The sequence below is a fragment of the Parafrankia discariae genome (assembly GCF_000373365.1).
GTDB classification, from domain to species: Bacteria; Actinomycetota; Actinomycetes; order Frankiales; family Frankiaceae; genus Parafrankia; species Parafrankia discariae.
In genome coordinates this window covers 1-14,788 of the sequence record NZ_KB891255.1, presented here as the reverse complement: position 1 = coordinate 14,788, position 14,788 = coordinate 1, and the positions used below count along the sequence as shown (strand labels likewise).

Annotated in this window: 13 protein-coding genes; 1 reads left to right on the top strand and 12 read right to left on the bottom strand. The window is 70.1% G+C overall.

The window, feature by feature from the left end; translation table 11 throughout:
- Positions 1 to 14: 14 nt before the first annotated feature.
- Genes B056_RS0129160 through B056_RS0129105 form a run of 12 tightly spaced genes read right to left on the bottom strand, consistent with a single transcriptional unit; the run spans position 15 to position 11,015 of the window.
- Positions 15 to 749 carry an SDR family oxidoreductase gene (locus tag B056_RS0129160; RefSeq protein ID WP_018505377.1) on the bottom strand — a complete coding sequence of 245 codons (735 nt, stop codon included), beginning with the start codon at positions 747 to 749 and terminating at the stop codon, positions 15 to 17.
- Positions 746 to 1,771 carry a cysteine peptidase family C39 domain-containing protein gene (locus tag B056_RS0129155; RefSeq protein ID WP_018505376.1) on the bottom strand — a complete coding sequence of 342 codons (1,026 nt, stop codon included), beginning with the start codon at positions 1,769 to 1,771 and terminating at the stop codon, positions 746 to 748. Before B056_RS0129155 ends, B056_RS0129160 begins: the two co-directional genes overlap by 4 nt.
- Positions 1,768 to 2,049, bottom strand: coding sequence for an acyl carrier protein (locus B056_RS0129150; RefSeq protein ID WP_018505375.1), 282 nt, complete (start codon positions 2,047 to 2,049; stop codon positions 1,768 to 1,770). Before B056_RS0129150 ends, B056_RS0129155 begins: the two co-directional genes overlap by 4 nt.
- Positions 2,050 to 2,081: 32 nt before the next feature.
- The gene (locus tag B056_RS0129145) at positions 2,082 to 3,419 is read right to left on the bottom strand and encodes a class I adenylate-forming enzyme family protein (protein WP_035753172.1); all 1,338 of its coding nucleotides are present in this window, start codon (positions 3,417 to 3,419) and stop codon (positions 2,082 to 2,084) included.
- Positions 3,416 to 4,159: a hypothetical protein gene (locus tag B056_RS0129140; RefSeq protein WP_018505373.1), complete on the bottom strand. Its 744-nt coding sequence runs from the start codon at positions 4,157 to 4,159 to the stop codon at positions 3,416 to 3,418. The genes B056_RS0129145 and B056_RS0129140 overlap by 4 nt, the downstream gene beginning before the upstream one ends.
- Positions 4,159 to 5,262, bottom strand: coding sequence for a beta-ketoacyl synthase N-terminal-like domain-containing protein (locus B056_RS0129135; RefSeq protein ID WP_020572771.1), 1,104 nt, complete (start codon positions 5,260 to 5,262; stop codon positions 4,159 to 4,161). Before B056_RS0129135 ends, B056_RS0129140 begins: the two co-directional genes overlap by 1 nt.
- The gene (locus B056_RS0129130; RefSeq protein ID WP_018505371.1) at positions 5,259 to 5,516 is read right to left on the bottom strand and encodes an acyl carrier protein; all 258 of its coding nucleotides are present in this window, start codon (positions 5,514 to 5,516) and stop codon (positions 5,259 to 5,261) included. The genes B056_RS0129135 and B056_RS0129130 overlap by 4 nt, the downstream gene beginning before the upstream one ends.
- Positions 5,513 to 6,748, bottom strand: coding sequence for an aspartate aminotransferase family protein (locus B056_RS0129125; RefSeq protein WP_018505370.1), 1,236 nt, complete (start codon positions 6,746 to 6,748; stop codon positions 5,513 to 5,515). The genes B056_RS0129130 and B056_RS0129125 overlap by 4 nt, the downstream gene beginning before the upstream one ends.
- 56 nt (positions 6,749 to 6,804) lie before the next feature.
- Positions 6,805 to 8,547, bottom strand: coding sequence for an N-acyl-D-amino-acid deacylase family protein (locus B056_RS0129120; RefSeq protein WP_018505369.1), 1,743 nt, complete (start codon positions 8,545 to 8,547; stop codon positions 6,805 to 6,807).
- Positions 8,548 to 8,551: 4 nt separating this feature from the next.
- Positions 8,552 to 9,421, bottom strand: coding sequence for an FkbM family methyltransferase (locus B056_RS0129115; protein ID WP_230203247.1), 870 nt, complete (start codon positions 9,419 to 9,421; stop codon positions 8,552 to 8,554).
- A gap of 23 nt (positions 9,422 to 9,444) precedes the next feature.
- Positions 9,445 to 10,464, bottom strand: a complete 1,020-nt coding sequence (gmd, locus tag B056_RS0129110) for a GDP-mannose 4,6-dehydratase (RefSeq protein WP_018505367.1) — start codon at positions 10,462 to 10,464, stop codon at positions 9,445 to 9,447.
- Positions 10,461 to 11,015, bottom strand: a complete 555-nt coding sequence (locus B056_RS0129105) for a hypothetical protein (protein WP_026240265.1) — start codon at positions 11,013 to 11,015, stop codon at positions 10,461 to 10,463. The genes gmd and B056_RS0129105 overlap by 4 nt, the downstream gene beginning before the upstream one ends.
- 1,716 nt (positions 11,016 to 12,731) lie before the next feature.
- Here B056_RS0129105 and B056_RS0129100 point away from each other — a divergent pair.
- The gene (locus B056_RS0129100; RefSeq protein WP_026240264.1) at positions 12,732 to 13,937 is read left to right on the top strand and encodes a 4-hydroxybenzoate 3-monooxygenase; all 1,206 of its coding nucleotides are present in this window, start codon (positions 12,732 to 12,734) and stop codon (positions 13,935 to 13,937) included.
- Positions 13,938 to 14,788 lie beyond the last annotated feature (851 nt).

The following is a 14,788-nucleotide window of genomic DNA, read 5'->3' as shown; positions in this document are numbered from 1 at the left end:
CTCATGCGGATGGTTCAGGCGGTCAAGCCGCCGTCGACCGCGATCACCTGGCCGGTGACGTACGAGGCGGCGGCGGAGCATAGGAACGCGACCACGTCCGCGACCTCCTCGACCCGTGCAGGCCTGCCCAGCGGAGTGCGCTCGACGACCGACCTCCGCGCCTTCTCCGGCAGGTCGTCGTGCGCGGGGGTGCCGCCGATCAGGCCGGGGGCCACGCAATTGCAAGTGATGCCGAACCGGCCGTACTCGCGGGCAGTCGAGTACGCCAAGCCGTGCAGCCCGGCCTTGCTCGCCGCGTACGCGGCCTGCCCCGGCTGCCCGCGCAGGCCCGCGACCGAGGACACCAGCACCACGCGTCCGCCCGCGGTGCGCACCATGAAGCGCACCGCGGCGCGCAGCGTGCGGAACGTGCCGCCAAGGTTGACCCCGACCTGCTCGTCGAAGTCGGCGTCGGTGGCCGCGACCAGTGGCCGGTCCCGGTGCACCCCCGCGTTGAGCACCACTGCGCCCAGCCCGCCCAGCTCGCCGACGACCTGGTCCACGACTTGGTTGCCCGCCGCCGGATCGGTGAGGTCCGCGACCACTGCGGCCGACGGGGTCCCGGTGGCGCGCAGCTCGTCGGCCAGCTCCTCGACGGCGGCGGCGTTGCTGTTGGCGTGTACCGCCACCGCGTGCCCGCAGCGGGCCAGGGCACGGGCGATCCCGGCGCCGAGCGGCCCGGACGCCCCGGTCACCAGGGCGGCTGTCATGCGCTCTCCTCCAACGGGAAGCACGTGCGGGCGATATGGTCGAAGCGGCCCTTGAGACGGTCTAGCGCGGTCGGGTCGTCCTCTCCCGGGAAGCCGCCCGCCGCGACCAGTGCCGTGCGCAGCCGCTCCAGCGATGCGCGCAGCGGCCGGGCCAGCTGCAGTACGCGCGGGTAGGCGGCCTGCGGGTCGTCGGCTTCGTGCCCGGCGATGAGCCCGATGCCCAGCCGCTTGGCCCGCACCCGCGCCTCCAGGGCCGCGGCGCGCACCTCGGCCAGCACGGGCGGCAGCGGGGTGTCGTCGTCGACGGCCAAGGCGTGGCCGTAGATGAACATCTGCGGCTGGATGTCGCCGAGTACCAGCACGTGTAGCGCCCGCGCGCTGACTAGGCCCAGGCCGGTCTCGGTCAGCTCGTCCAGCAGCGCGCCGAGCGCGGTGGCGCCGGTGCCGAAAAGGGAGCTGTCGCGCTGGAGCCGCTCGGCGAAGTACTCCGCAGCGGGCCGCTCGTCCGGCTCGTCGGTCAACTCGACCGTGCCGACCCAGGTGAACAGCTTGCAGATGGTGTCGTCAAGCCGCCAGCGGCTGCGGAAGCCGTTGGCTGGGTTGGCGTCGGTGTCGAGAACGGTCAGCACTGATTCGGGCTCCGACCAGTCGATGGCGAGCACCGCGTGGTCGTGGAAGTGGTGGCAGCCCTCGTAGACGTCGCCGGGTAGGTAGAACCGGTCCGGCAGCACCATGACCGGCTCGCCCGCGGTGACCCGCTCCAGCACGAACGGCAGGTTGCGGGTGCCGTCGTCGAATGAGGTGCGGTAGTGCACCCGGCAGCCGTCGAAGTCCTTGGCCAGGTCGCGGCCGACGGGGTCCAGAGCGCCGTTGAGCGCCCTAGCCACCGCCAGCGGGCCAAGGCCACGGAAGCGTAGCACCGCCTCGACGCAGCGCAGCACGCAGTTGAGCCCGTCCAGCGCGCGGTCGTGCCAGCCGAGCGCGCCGCGCTGGTCGAAGCGGGGCAGGACGGCCGCGATCACCGTAGCTCCTTGCCCGCCGCGTGCGCCCGGGCAACCAGGGCGTCGGCGAGCGCGCCCAGAGTCTCGAAGACCGTCCAGTCGGTCTCCTCTTCGGTGTAGGGCACGCCCCACCGCTCCTCGAAGCGGGAGAACACCACGATCAGGTCGAGCGAGTCGATCCCGATCTCCTCGAGGGTGGTGGTGGCGTCTAGACCCTCGGGCAGGTGCGGCCGCTCGGCCAGCACTATCTTGATCATCTCTAGCACGGCGCCGCGCTCGTCGGTGGCATTGTTGGCCATGGTGTCCCTCCTTGAAAGGGGTGTGTTGCAGGTCAGCTGAGGTCGTCGACGAGCAGGCCGCGGCGGACCTTGCCGCTGCCGGTGCGCGGCAGCTCGTCGACCCGGCGGATCACCGAGGGCACCTTGTGCGGGGTCAGCAGCTCGCCCGCCCGGCGCCGCAGCACGGCCGCGTCGAACTCGTCGGCGGCGGCCTCGACGTAGGCCCACACCTGGCGTGCCCCGGTTTCGCCCTTGCCGATGACGGCGCAGTCGCGCACGCCGGGCAAGCTGCGCAACGCCTCCTCTACCTCGACGGGGGAGACCTTGTTGCCGCCGACGTTGATGGTCAGGTCGGCGCGGCCGGTCAGCCGCAGCGCGGCGTCGCCGAGCACGCCGAGGTCGCCGGTGTCGACCCAGCCGCTCCTGTCGGCCAGCTGGGTCGGCTCGCCGTCGACCATGCGGACCGGGGACAGCCCGGGGAAGCGGGCCAGCACCGGGCCGGGCTCGGTGGTCCCGGCGCGCAGCCCGACCCCGGGCAGCGGCGGCCCGACGCCGCCGGTCGCGCCGTCGGGGTTGAGAGTCAGCTGGCCCAGCTCGGAGTTGCCATAGTGGTTGTGGCAGGGCACGTCCGCCCCGGTCCACAGCTGCGCCGTGGCCGCGGGCAAGGCCTCGCCCGCGCTCACGCACTTGCGCCATGTCGCCTCGTGCTGTACGCCGCCGCGGCCCCACCAGTCCAGGACGACCGGCACACTCTGAAGGATCGTCGGTTTCTCCTTGCGAACCAGCAGCTTCGCGCGCGCCGAGGTCAGCGGTCCGTCCGGCACCAACTGGCACGCCCCGGTGGACAGCACCGCCAGGGTGCCCGCCTCGATGGCGTAGCTGTGCCCGAGCGGACTGGTGGTGAGCACAACGTCGCCGGGGCCGATGCCGAAAGTGCGAGCGAAGGCGGCCGAGTTGGCCAGTGTGCCCGCCCACTCGCGGGAGATGACCTTCGGCCTGCCGCTGGTGCCGGAGCTGCTTACCGCGAACGCTGGGTCGCCGCCGGTCGACCCAGCGGGTAGCCGCCTGCGCAGGCCCGCGGCGTCCAGGACGATCTCGGCGTGGAAGTCCGCCATCGCGGCGGCCTTCTCTTGGTCCCCGGCCCGCTCTTGGAGCACCAGCACGGCGGCGAGCCCGGCGGTCAGCGCGGCGAAGTCCACAACGGACTCGGCGCGTGTGGTCATGGTCAGCGCGACCCGGGTCCCGGGCCGAAGACCGGCCGCACGCAGGTCCTTGACCCGCGCCTCGACGGCGGCGGCGAGGTCGGCGTAGGTCAGCGTCTTGTCGCGGTCGACAAGGGCGGGGCGGTGGCTGGAGTGCGCACGGATGACGTCGAGCAGGGTCTCGCTCATGCCGCTACCGCCACCGCGCACGTGTAGCCGTGCGGCCTGCCCGCGCCGATGACTGTCATCGACCCGGCACCGCCGATCGCGTCGGCGATCGCCGCCAGGGCAGCGGTTGCCCGGACATCCCCGGTCGCGGTCACCGGGCCCCGCTGGACCGGGCCGACCTCGGCGAGCACACGCGCGCCCCGGCTGCGGGCCGACTCCTCGGTTTCCAGCACCAGGAACGCCGCCCACCCGCCAGACTCGGGCGCGCCCAGCGCCTCGGCCGCGCGCGGGCTCAGCACCTCGTATGCGCCGCATAGCAGCGCGGTGTCCTTGCCGAGCCGCAGTCTGCGCCCGGCCAGCGCCAGCGCCTGCATGCCCGCGCCTGGGCCGATCAGCGTCGCGCTGTGCCCGCGCAGCCTGTGCCGCAAGCACAGCAGCGACGTCATACCGTGCGGATTGAAGTAAAGGAACGATTCCGGTGCCAGCGACGAGCGGGCGCCCGCGTCGAGTCGGGCGCGGATGGTCTCCGCGACGTGGCCCGACCCGTAGACCGAGCCGATCACGCACCCGGTCAGCGCCGGTTCCGGGCCGGTGGCCAGTGCGTCGCCCGCCACTGCGGCGACCCGCTCGGGCAGCTCCCGGCTCTCGGCGTTGACCCGGTGCCAGCCGTCCTGCCCCGCGGCGTGCGCAGCCCATAGCTCGGCCGCGTCCACAGGGCGCGAGCTGGCCGCGGTGACGACCACGGAGTCCGCGTCGCTCATTAGGGCCTCCTCAACACGAGTGCGGTGTTCATCCCGCCCAGTCCGCACGAGATCGTCAGCGCAGTGCGCAGCCCGGGGACGTGCCGTGGGGCGTCGCCGCCGACCAGGTCCAGATCGGCGAAGGCGGGGTCGATGGGCTCGGACCCCCAGGTCGGAGTGATGGCCCCGTGCACAAGCGACAGCACGCATGCCACCGCCTCCACCGCGCCCGCCCCGCCCTGCAGGTGCCAGAGCACGCCCTTGACGCTGTTGACGGGGATGCCGGGCAGCGCGTCGCCGAACACCGACCGCAGCGCGTCGGCCTCGGCGTTGTCGCCGCGCCGTGTGCCGGGGCCGTGGGTGTTGACGAAGTCGACCTCGTTGGGCTCGATCCCGGCGTCGTCGAGCGCCATCCGCACCGCCAGCTCGATCCCGTCCGCTCCCGGCGCGGCTAGGTGCCCGGTGGCGTTGGTGAGCCCGCACCCGGTCAGCACCGCGAGCGGTGTGCACGCGGTGTCGTCGTCTAGGCGCTCGATCCGCAGCACGGCCGCGCCTTCGGACAGGCCGATCCCGCGCCGCTGCGCGCTGAACGGCCTGCACCCGTTCGGGCCGAGGGTGCGCAGCGAGTTCAGTCCGAGAAACGCCAGGTCGGTGATGGCGTCCGCGCCGCCGACCACCGCAACCCTGGCCTCGCCTGCAGCTACCAGGTCACGGGCCACGCCAATCGCCGCGGCCCCGGACGCCGACGCGTTGGCGACCGTGATTGCCTCCCCACCGAGCCCGGTCCGCTGCGCGCACGCCGCCGCCAGGTCGCCCGCGAACCTGCCGGGCAGGACAACGCCCGGGTCGGTGGTCCCCAGCACCAGCGCCGTCTCCCGCACCAGTTCCTCGTCTAGGCCCTCCACGGCCTCGCGGACCGCGGTCTCGGCCAGGTCCAGCGTCCGCCACGCCCCGTCGGTGTCGTGTCCGGGCACGCGGCCCGCCGACCGCAGCGTCGCGCCCTCGACGTCGAACTCCGCCACGGCGGGCCGGTGCGCGTGCCCGGTGGCCAGGGCCTCCCACAGCGCGGGGACCCCGACGCCGCCGGGGCTGCACACGCCCAGCCCGGTGATCGCCGTTGTCATGTCCGCTCACCCCGGCTCAGCGCCAAAGCCAGGGAATTGATTGATGCCTCCTCGAGCACCGCGTCGTCGGCCAGCACGACGCCCAGCTTCTCCTCCAGCTCGCCCACGACTCCGATCAGCAGCACCGAGTCGACTCCGGCCGGGGCCAGCGGGTCGGCGTCGCCGAGCCAGGCCAGCGCCTCGTCCTCGCCGAGGCGTCGGGCCAGCCAGACCCGGACCAAGGTGCGCAGGTCCCGCTCGGTGCCCACGCTCATGCCGACCTCGCCGCTACGGTCATCGCCTCGTTCGCCGCGGCTAGGACGTGCTCGATGTCCTCGTTGGTGGTCGCCGCGCAGATGAACCAGTGGTGCGTCGGGTGCAGCAGCACCCCGCGCCGGGTCGTCTCGGCGAAGAATGCGTCCTGCAGCACCCGCGAGCGCCCTGGCTCCGGGTGGGTGAACTCGAAGAACGGCATCTGCGGCATACCGCGTACCCGCGCGGGCAGGCCGTGCCTGTCGGCGAGCTCTGCCAGTCCGTCCTGCAGCCGTGAGCCCATGACCTGCACGTGGGCCAGCTTCACACCGTCTTCTAGCTCACCGATTGTTGCCAGTGCGGCGGCCATGGATACGCTGTTGGAGTAGAACGTGGAGGAGATGTGGGTCTTGCCCACCATCGCCATGACGTCGGCGCGTCCGGTCAGCGCGGACACCGCCCAGCCGTTGGCCATCGCCTTGCTGAATGTCGCCAGGTCGGCGCGCACCCTGTAGAGCTCCTGCGCGCCGCCTAGCGCCATCCGGAACCCGGACCGCATCTCGTCGAACACGACCAGGGCATCGTGCTCGTGCGCCAGGTCGACCGCGCCCTGCAGGAACCCGGGCCCGGGAGCGTCGAGCTCAAACGGCATCAGCAGAAGGCAGGCCACCTCGCCCGGATGCTGCTCGAACACCGCGCGCAGGTTGTCCAGGTCGTTGTACTGGAACGTGTCCACGTACCCTTGCACCGGGCCCGGGATGCCGCCGGGGCGCTGCGCGGCCCAGTCGTGCCAGCCGTTGTAGCCCCACCGGATCACCCGGTCTCGGTCGGTGTAGGCGCGGGCGAGCCGCACTGCGGCGCTGGTGGCGTCGGACCCGGTCTTGAGTAGGAACACCCGCTCGGAGCCCGGGATGATCTCCACTAGCTTCTCGGCCAGCTCCACGTGCGCCCGCTTGCGTAGGCTAATGGAGAAGCCGTCGGCAATCTCGCGCTGTGCCGCTGCGGTCACTGCCGGGTCGGCGTGGCCGAGGATTACGGTGCCGTAGGCGAGGATGAAGTCCAGGTACTCGTTGCCATCTACGTCCCAGACGCGCGCGCCTTTCCCTCGTTCACCGAACACGGGATAGGCGCCCTCGACCAATCGGTCGCGGGCGATCACATAGTCCTCTTCGGAGAGTGTGGCGTCGACGAACCTGCCGCGGGCCAATAGCTCCACCGAGGTGTCGAGCCGGAGCCCTCCGACGACGTCGGTCACGGTGCGGTCCCCTTTCCGAAATACGTTCCTTGCGCTCATCGGTGCTATTCGGGGTCTCAGAGCACGACCGGGCCGGAGCGGGTACCGCGCACGAGCTTGCCGGGCAGCGCACCGGTCCATTTGCCGTCGCGGTAGGTCACCTGGCCCGCGGCGATCGTGTAGTCGTAGCCGTCCGCGCGCTGGACCAACCTGCCGCCGCTCGCCGGCAGGTCGTGCACGAATTCCGGGGCGCGCAGTGTGAGCCGGTCCAGGTCGATGATGTTGATGTCGGCGCGGTAGCCAGGCCGCAGCAAGCCGCGGTCGCACAGGCCGTAAAGCTGCGCGGGCTCGAAGGTCTGCTTGCGTACCACGTACTCCAGCGGCAGACGCTCACCGCGGTCGCGGTCGCGGACCCAGTGCGTGAGCATGGACGTTGGGGTGCTGGCGTCGCAGATAAGCCTGCAGTGCGCGCCCGCGTCGCTCAGGCCTAGCACCACCTGCGGGTGCAGGAGCATCTCCCGGATCGGGTCTAGGGTGAACTCGGAGTATCCCAGCAGCGGGCGGAAGACCATCCCGCTGGTCTTCTCCGAGGTGAGGAAGTCATAGATCAACCCCTCGGGGCTCTGCCCGCTCCGCTTGCCGATCGCGTCAAAGCTCTCCTCGGCAGCGGGCTCGTAGTTCGGCGACAGAGAGTCCATCGGGAAGTGCCGCTCGTAGCCCTGCAGGAATAGCGCCGACCGCGGGTCGGGGTTCTCCGGTGACTCTCCGAGGATCCGCTCGCGCAGCCGCGGGTCGCGCATGGCCACCCGGCGCTTCGCCGCGGGCAGGTGCGCGATCCTCTTGTACGAAGGACGCTTGTGGAACGGATGCGTCGAGTCGAGGCTGATGATCACGCTGAACGGCCTGCCCGCCACCTGCGCATGTAGATCCGCGCCGCATGCGACCGCGTCCTCGGCGATCTGAAGCAGCTCGCGCCACCCATCGGGGTCGTTGTCGTTCTGGAACAGTCCGAACGTGATCGGCCTGCCCACCGCCGCGGACAGCCTGCGCATCCACTTGATCTCCCCGAACGGGTCGTCCACCTTCTCTCCGCCCGCGCCCAGCGGCACCAGCTGGAACACGCCTGTGCCGGCCTCGCCGAGCACCCCACCCAGGGCGAACAGTTCGTCCTCGGTGGCGAACGTGCCAGGCACTGGGCGGCCGGTGATGGCCAGGTGGGTCAGTGTGCGCGAGGTGGAGAACCCGATCGCGCCCACCGCCAGGCCTTCGCGGACCAGGTCACACATGCGGCGCAGGTCGTCCTCGGTCGGGGGCTCGTTGTTCGCCCCGCGCTCGCCCATGACGTAGGCGCGCAGCGCGCCGTGCGGAACCTGGGCGGCCACGTCGATCGCCCGGGACACCCCCGACACCGCGTCCAGGTACTCCGGGAAGGTCTCCCACTCCCAGGTGATGCCCTCCGACAGGGACGCGCCCGGGATGTCCTCCACGCCTTCCATCAGCCCGATCAGCCAGTCCTGCCGGTCCGGATGGGCCGGGGCGAACCCAACCCCGCAGTTGCCCATGACCACCGAAGTCACGCCGTGCCAACAGCTCGGCGTCAGCTGCGGATCCCAGCTGACCTGACCGTCGAAGTGCGTGTGGATGTCGACGAACCCGGGCACGACCAATCTGCCCTCGGCGTCGATCTCCGTGCTGCAGCGCTCGCCGCGCAGCCTGCCCACCCGGGTGATCACGCCCTCGTCGACCGCGACATCGGCCAGGCGGCCGGGGATGCCGGAGCCGTCAACCACGGTGCCGTTGCGGATGATCAGGTCGTGCATGTGCTCAGTCCTTCCGACGGTCGGTCGGCGTGAAGATCAGGTTCTGGTACTCGTAGGCGTCCCGAGGCACGTGCGGCACCAGCTCGCCGCGGCGCAGCTCCCAGGGCCGGTAGCTCGCGGCGACCACCTGGTCCACTAGCTCCCGGCTGCTCGGCACGCCTGCCACGTCCAAGTCGCCCACCTCCAGCGACAGCACGGGCCGGTGCTCGGCGAGTACCCCGCACATCCCGGCGAGCACATGCGCCTCCGCGCTCTCCGCGTCGATCTTGACGAAGTCCGGGGCCAGACGGTGCTCGCGCACATGGTCGTCGAGCGCCACCGCGCGAACCGCCAGCGACTCGGTCGGGATGCGCTCGCGCACCGCTCCGGGCAACCGCGCCTCGAATGCCGAGTTGTACGCGCTGTAGCCCAGACCGTGGTCCTGGAACGCCAGCTCCGTCTGCGCCGACCACACCGCGGCCGCCACGACCGTGGTGTTGAGGCATCGCGCAGCGTTACGGCGCAGGACCGACAGCGTCGATGGTGTCGGCTCGAACGCGACCACCGTGCCAGTCGGGCCGACCAGCGCACTGGTGAGCAGTGTGTAGTAGCCGATGTGTGCACCCACATCCAGCACCGTCGCGCCCGGCCTGAGATGGCCCAGCAGGTATGCGGTTAGGTCGTAGTCGACGAACCCGTTGCGGCGCAGCGCGATCGATACCTCTTCGGGCAGCGCGATGGTCATCGGCTGCCCCCAGAAGGTCCGCGTCGTCGACGGCCTGCCCACGCCCCGGTGCCGCCGGGCGCGCAGGCTTCCCGTGGTGGGGAATGTCGTCCGGATCGGATGCCGCAGACGCCGGGCCGGGCCCGGCGCCGCCCGCCGGTCTAGCTCCACGCGCCACCCGGCGCGCCCGGCGGTCACCGGCCCATCTGCTCGGGCACGGCCGCGAGCGGGGCCTTGGCGGTCTCCAGGTGCTTCAACTCGGCCTCGACCATGATCCGTGCTAGGTCGCCTGCCCTGGTCTGCGCGGTCCAGCCGAACGCAGCCTCGGCCTTGCCGGAGTCGCCAACCAGCGCGTCCACCTCGGACGGGCGCAGGTAGGCGCTGTCGTGCGCCACGTGGTCGCGCCAGTCCAGGGCGACGTGCCCGAAGCAGTGCTCGGCGAACTCGCGCACCGTGGTCGCTACGCCGGTGGCGAGCACGTAGTCGTCGGGCTCGTCGAGCTGCAGCATCCGCCACATGCCCTCGACGTACTCCGGCGCATACCCCCAGTCGCGGATCGCATCCAGGTTGCCCAAGTACACCCGGTTCTCCAGGCCTCGGGCGATACGCGCAGCCGCCCGCGCGATCTTGCGGGTCACGAACGTCTCGCCGCGGCGCGGGGACTCGTGGTTGAACAGGATCCCGTTGACCGTGAACATGCCGTGCGCCTCGCGGTAATTGCGGGTCATCCAGTAGCTGTAGACCTTCGCCGCGCCGTAGGGGCTGCGCGGGTGGAACGGCGTGCTCTCGTCCTGCGGAGGGGGAGTGGCACCGAACATTTCCGACGACGACGCCTGGTAATACCGGGTCTCTGGCCGCGACATCAGGATCGCCTCCAGCAGCCGGGTTGTGCCCATGCCGGTGATGTCGCCGGTATTCTCCGGCTCGTCGAAGCTCACCCGCACGTGCGACTGCGCCGCCAGGTTGTACACCTCGTCTGGGCGCACCTTGGCCAGCAGCGTGACCAGCCTGCTGGCGTCGCTGACGTCGCCGTAGTGCAGGAACAGCCGTCTGCCCGCGTCGTGCGGGTCCCGGTAGATGTGGTCGAGCCTGCGCGTGTTGAACGTCGAGCAGCGCCGCACGACCCCGTGCACCTCGTAGCCCTTGTGCAGCAACAGGTCGGCGAGGTACGAGCCGTCCTGTCCGGTGATTCCGGTGATCAGTGCCCGCTTCACCGCACACCTTCTCCCAGGGGGACGAAGCCGGGGTTGAACCGCTCGTGCACATACACCCGGCCCGCGAACCCGCAATCGATGACGTACTCCTTGCTCACGCACTCGCCCCTGTTCCCACCCAGCGGCCAGGTGCCGCGCGCGGCACCCAGCGGATCGCGCCGGGCGGTCACACCGATCCGGCGCAGGTGCGGGCCGAGCAGCTCTTCGTCCGGTGGTATTAAGCGGGCCGCGCCCGGGCCGCCGATCACCACCCGGTTGACGCTGATGACGTCGTCGGCGGGGGTGAGGATGCGAGAGATCCGGTCGACCACGATCTCCTCGGGTTCCACACCTAGGAGGTGGCAGCCGATCTCTGGAACATCCCCCGCGCTGACCTTCCGTTGCCTGGTGACTTGCACGCTTAGCCGCGCCCCGATCAGCGCTTCGAGCAGCACGGTCGTCGACCCGTCCGCGCACACCAGCATCCGCGTGTGCGGGGGTGCCGTGGCGAACTCCCGCAGCCGCTCGTCGGGTGCACGGCCGTTACTTGCCGCTCGATCGACCAAGTGCATGCGGACTCCATCCGTGGGCGTCGGGTGTCGCAGGTCTGTGAAGGGGGTTCGACTGCGCGTTGTAGTGCGGTCAAACACCCAGGTTCAGGTAGGCGGCCAACTCCTCTAAGTCGGTCAGGCACGCCCGCACCGCCCGCGCGGCGATCTGCGCGCAGTGCCCGGGGAACCCGTTGGCGATCGCGCCTTACTTCCGCGCTGCCTAGGGCCGCAGCCAGCGCACCAGCAGCCGCCCGGTCTTGATGTACCGCGCCGGGTAGACCCAGTGCCCAGCCGGGGTCGGCGCTCACGGGCTCCTGGACTGCCGGGGCTGACTCCGGCATCGCGGCCAGCGCTCGCGGCCGCACATCCTGCGTGGTCGACTGGGAGATCCTCGCCACGCGCGACCTGCCGCAGTGAGGCACCCGGGTTACGGCGCAGGTTCCCTTCAGCCGCGCGACGGTTCGCGGTGGTATCCGCCAGCCATACCCGGCCGTCGACCCCCACCTGGGCCACACGCTGAGCCCCGGGCAACTCTCGTCGCGGCCGGGCTACGGTCTGTTGGGCCGGGCCAGTCACCCGCGCCAGCGTCCGGCCCGACATCGGTGGGAAGCTGCCGATGATCCGCCGTGGGGCAGAAGCGCGCTCCTCCCGGCTCAACGGCAGCTCCTGTTCGACGGTCGCCTTCACCGCGTAGAAGGACGCGTCGTTGGCGCTACCGGAGAAGTCCAGTACCCGGGCCGCAGCGTCGCTGGGCTCCACCCGCGTCAGCTGCCGGCCCATCCAGCCGACCATTCGCATCGTCTCCCGGCGCACCGTGATGGGTGGGAACTCGCCCCCACCCATCGCCAGCACCCGAACGTCCTCAGAGTCCTCCCCTCCCAAGCGCGGCGAGTCTCCCGGCAGCAGCGCCGCCACGCGCATAAGTTCGCACTCCGTTCTGACCCGCCGGTCCTCGACGGACGGGACATCGTGTGCTCCGGCCATCCCGTGCCTCCAGTCTTCGCGAATCAGAACTTGGGAATCACCATCTAAAAGATCACAGGACAGGACAAGGGTTGCCCGGTTGCCCTGTGCGTCGGGCAACTAGTAGTGCCGCTTCCGACAACGTTCGCCCGCTTTGGCGATGCCAAACATGCTGGTCACGGGCGTGACTCGCCCCGCTTGGGCAGGTCGACGTTGGCGGATCCGACACTAGGCAATCCCTGCCCGACGGAGTCCGGGGATCGTAGCGAGAGACCACGGAAGAAGCGCCGTTGGTGGCTAGCGCGCTCGCGAGGGAGCCGACGAACCGGGAGTTCCGCGTCGCGGGTGAAATTTTCGCGGATGAGGCCTTCGTAGGGCGACCTCGAAGCAGATGATGTCGCCGATGGTGGTGCCAGCGACGTCATCTGTGGGAAATATGCGCTGCAACTGAACCCGCGACAGTCTTGGTTCGATCTTAGTCGACAGTGATTTTCGGCCAGCTTTCGGGCCGCATTGTCGGGGCCTTGACGCTGCCGATCGGATAGGTGCGTGCACCGTCACGGGATTCAGTCCTGCGTAGGATTTCGCTTGGAGATTGTCATCGCGTTGCACGATTTCCCCACGCCGACACCGTCTCTCGGAGTGCTCGACAATCATGGCTCTCGGATGTCCTCTGCAGCGCATAGGGTTGACCAATGTTGGCTCTTGCCTGGTCACCCCGTGTGGCGAACGCCCCTGATCCTTTAACGTCGCGACCGAGTAGAGAGGACCGCCATGGCAGCACGTCTGATCCGGACGACCGTGGGCATCGTGGGTGCGGGGCCATGCGGGCTGATGCTCGCGCACCTGCTGGCCCGCGCCGGGATCGACTCGGTCGCGGTGGACATCCGCACCCGGCAGCGGATCGAGTGCACGCCCCGCGCGGGCATCCTCGAGGAGGGCAGCGCCCGGTTGCTCGCCGAGTCCGGCGTATCCGACCAAGTGCACAGCCGCGGCACCCCGCACGGCGGCATCGAGTTGCGCTTCGGCGGCGAAAGCCACCGCATCGACTTCGAGGCGCTGGTGGGCGGACGCGTCTGGCTCTACCCGCAGACCGCAGTGTTCGCTGATCTAGCCGACGCTCGGGTCCGCGACGGCGGCGACATCCGCTTCGGCGTCACCGACGCTCGCGTGGTCGACCTGGCCCGCGACCGCCCAGGGATTCTGTTCGCTGACGCTGACGGGGTCGACCATGAGGTCCGCTGCGACGTCCTCGTCGGCGCGGACGGCTCGCGTGGGGTCTGTCGCGGCTCGGTGCCCGAGCGGGCGCGGACCCACTATTTCCGGGAGTACCCGTTCGCCTGGTTCGGTGTCCTCGTCGAGGCCCCGCCCAGCGCGCCAGAGCTGGTATATACCCACTCCGAGCGCGGGTTCGCACTGGTCAGCCAGCGCAGCGACACCGTGCAGCGCCTGTACTTCCAGTGCGACCCCGCCGAGGATCCCGCCGACTGGTCTGACGGGCGAATCTGGGCCGAGCTACAGGACCGCGTGCACGGCCGTGACGGTTTTGGGCTGAGGGAGGGGCCGGTCATCGAGAAGTCCGTGCTCCCGTTCCGCAGCTTTGTGTGCGAGCCAATGCGCTATGGCTCGATGGTGCTCGCCGGGGACGCCGCGCATACGGTCCCGCCCACCGGGGCTAAGGGACTAAATCTGGCCCTAGCCGACGCCCGCGTGCTCGCTGAGGTCATCGAGCGCGTCGTCGCCAAGGGCGACCGGAACCTTCTTGACGATTACGGCACGCAGGCGCTGGACCGGGTCTGGCGGGTACAGCACTTCTCCTACTGGATGACCACCATGCTGCACTGCGCGCCGGGCGCGAGCGACTTTGACGTGCGCAGGCAGCGCGGTGAACTGGAAGCCGTCACAAAATCTACTTCTGCATCCGCGTACCTCGCCGAGTCGTATATTGGCGCATGTTTTGATGTTCCACGCAGACTGTAAAATCGCGTCGCACCGGCGATGCGGCCCACGTTGGGGGTTATCCGACGGCGGCGTCCTCAGCCGCTGGCTCATCGAACCCACCGCCGGCCTCTACGCCGGCCCCTTCTCCGCCCGCGTCCAGAGAGCCGACCACCCTGGCCGCGGATCGACTACCCAATGTAATCGAAGTGCTTTCGCATCCGATAGGTGACAGTATGATCTTTATTTCATGGGCCCGCCGGGGCATGTGTGCGCATTGTGTGCGCGGATGCTCCGGCACGGCGCAGCATCTGCCGGCACGTTCCGGCACGGAAAAGGCCGCGACCTCGGATTTTGTAGCACGGCCCGGTATGCTCCGGTATGCGGTATTCTGTCTTGTAATCGAGCGGCTAGGGGTTCGAGTCCCCTCGCCGGCTCCAGACAGATAGCCCCTGACCTGCGGTTTTACAAAGTCAAAGATCATTTTGACAAGATCAAATCGGGTTGGTGTGCGCATGGTGTGCGCATTTCGCGTTGGCGTGCTGGGAACGATCTTGTTTTGGGTGTCGCCTTTGTCCGTCTAGGCCGGGATCTGAGGGCCCGCCACCGCCCCGGTGGCGGTTACTTTCTGTTACTTTCCTGGGGTTCTGGGGTGGGTGGGGTGCGGTAAGAGCGTTGCATGTCGGCTGGCGGTGGCTCATCCGCGCACCCTGCCCCGGGGTTACGCTGCGTGGGGATCGGGCGTGCACGGGGCCGTTGGGGGCCGTGGCGCCGTCGTGGACGGGAACGTTCCCGGTGGGGTGGGTGGTCGGTTATCCCGCGGCGCGGTACACGTCAGCGGGCCGCGCTGGGTTCCCGTGGCGTCGGGACGATTCCTGCCGCCATCCGCCGCC

Excerpts from the sequence above, each read along its gene's own strand:
- B056_RS0129120 (WP_018505369.1), bottom strand. The coding sequence starts at position 8,547 with ATGCACGACCTGATCATCCGCAACGGCACCGTGGTTGACGGCTCCGGC.
- B056_RS0129145 (WP_035753172.1), bottom strand. The coding sequence starts at position 3,419 with ATGAGCGAGACCCTGCTCGACGTCATCCGTGCGCACTCCAGCCACCGC.
- B056_RS0129160 (WP_018505377.1), bottom strand. The coding sequence starts at position 749 with ATGACAGCCGCCCTGGTGACCGGGGCGTCCGGGCCGCTCGGCGCCGGG.
- B056_RS0129150 (WP_018505375.1), bottom strand. The coding sequence starts at position 2,049 with ATGGCCAACAATGCCACCGACGAGCGCGGCGCCGTGCTAGAGATGATC.
- B056_RS0129130 (WP_018505371.1), bottom strand. The coding sequence starts at position 5,516 with ATGAGCGTGGGCACCGAGCGGGACCTGCGCACCTTGGTCCGGGTCTGG.
- B056_RS0129135 (WP_020572771.1), bottom strand. The coding sequence starts at position 5,262 with ATGACAACGGCGATCACCGGGCTGGGCGTGTGCAGCCCCGGCGGCGTC.
- B056_RS0129105 (WP_026240265.1), bottom strand. The coding sequence starts at position 11,015 with ATGCACTTGGTCGATCGAGCGGCAAGTAACGGCCGTGCACCCGACGAG.
- B056_RS0129100 (WP_026240264.1), top strand. The coding sequence starts at position 12,732 with ATGGCAGCACGTCTGATCCGGACGACCGTGGGCATCGTGGGTGCGGGG.
- B056_RS0129140 (WP_018505373.1), bottom strand. The coding sequence starts at position 4,159 with ATGAGCGACGCGGACTCCGTGGTCGTCACCGCGGCCAGCTCGCGCCCT.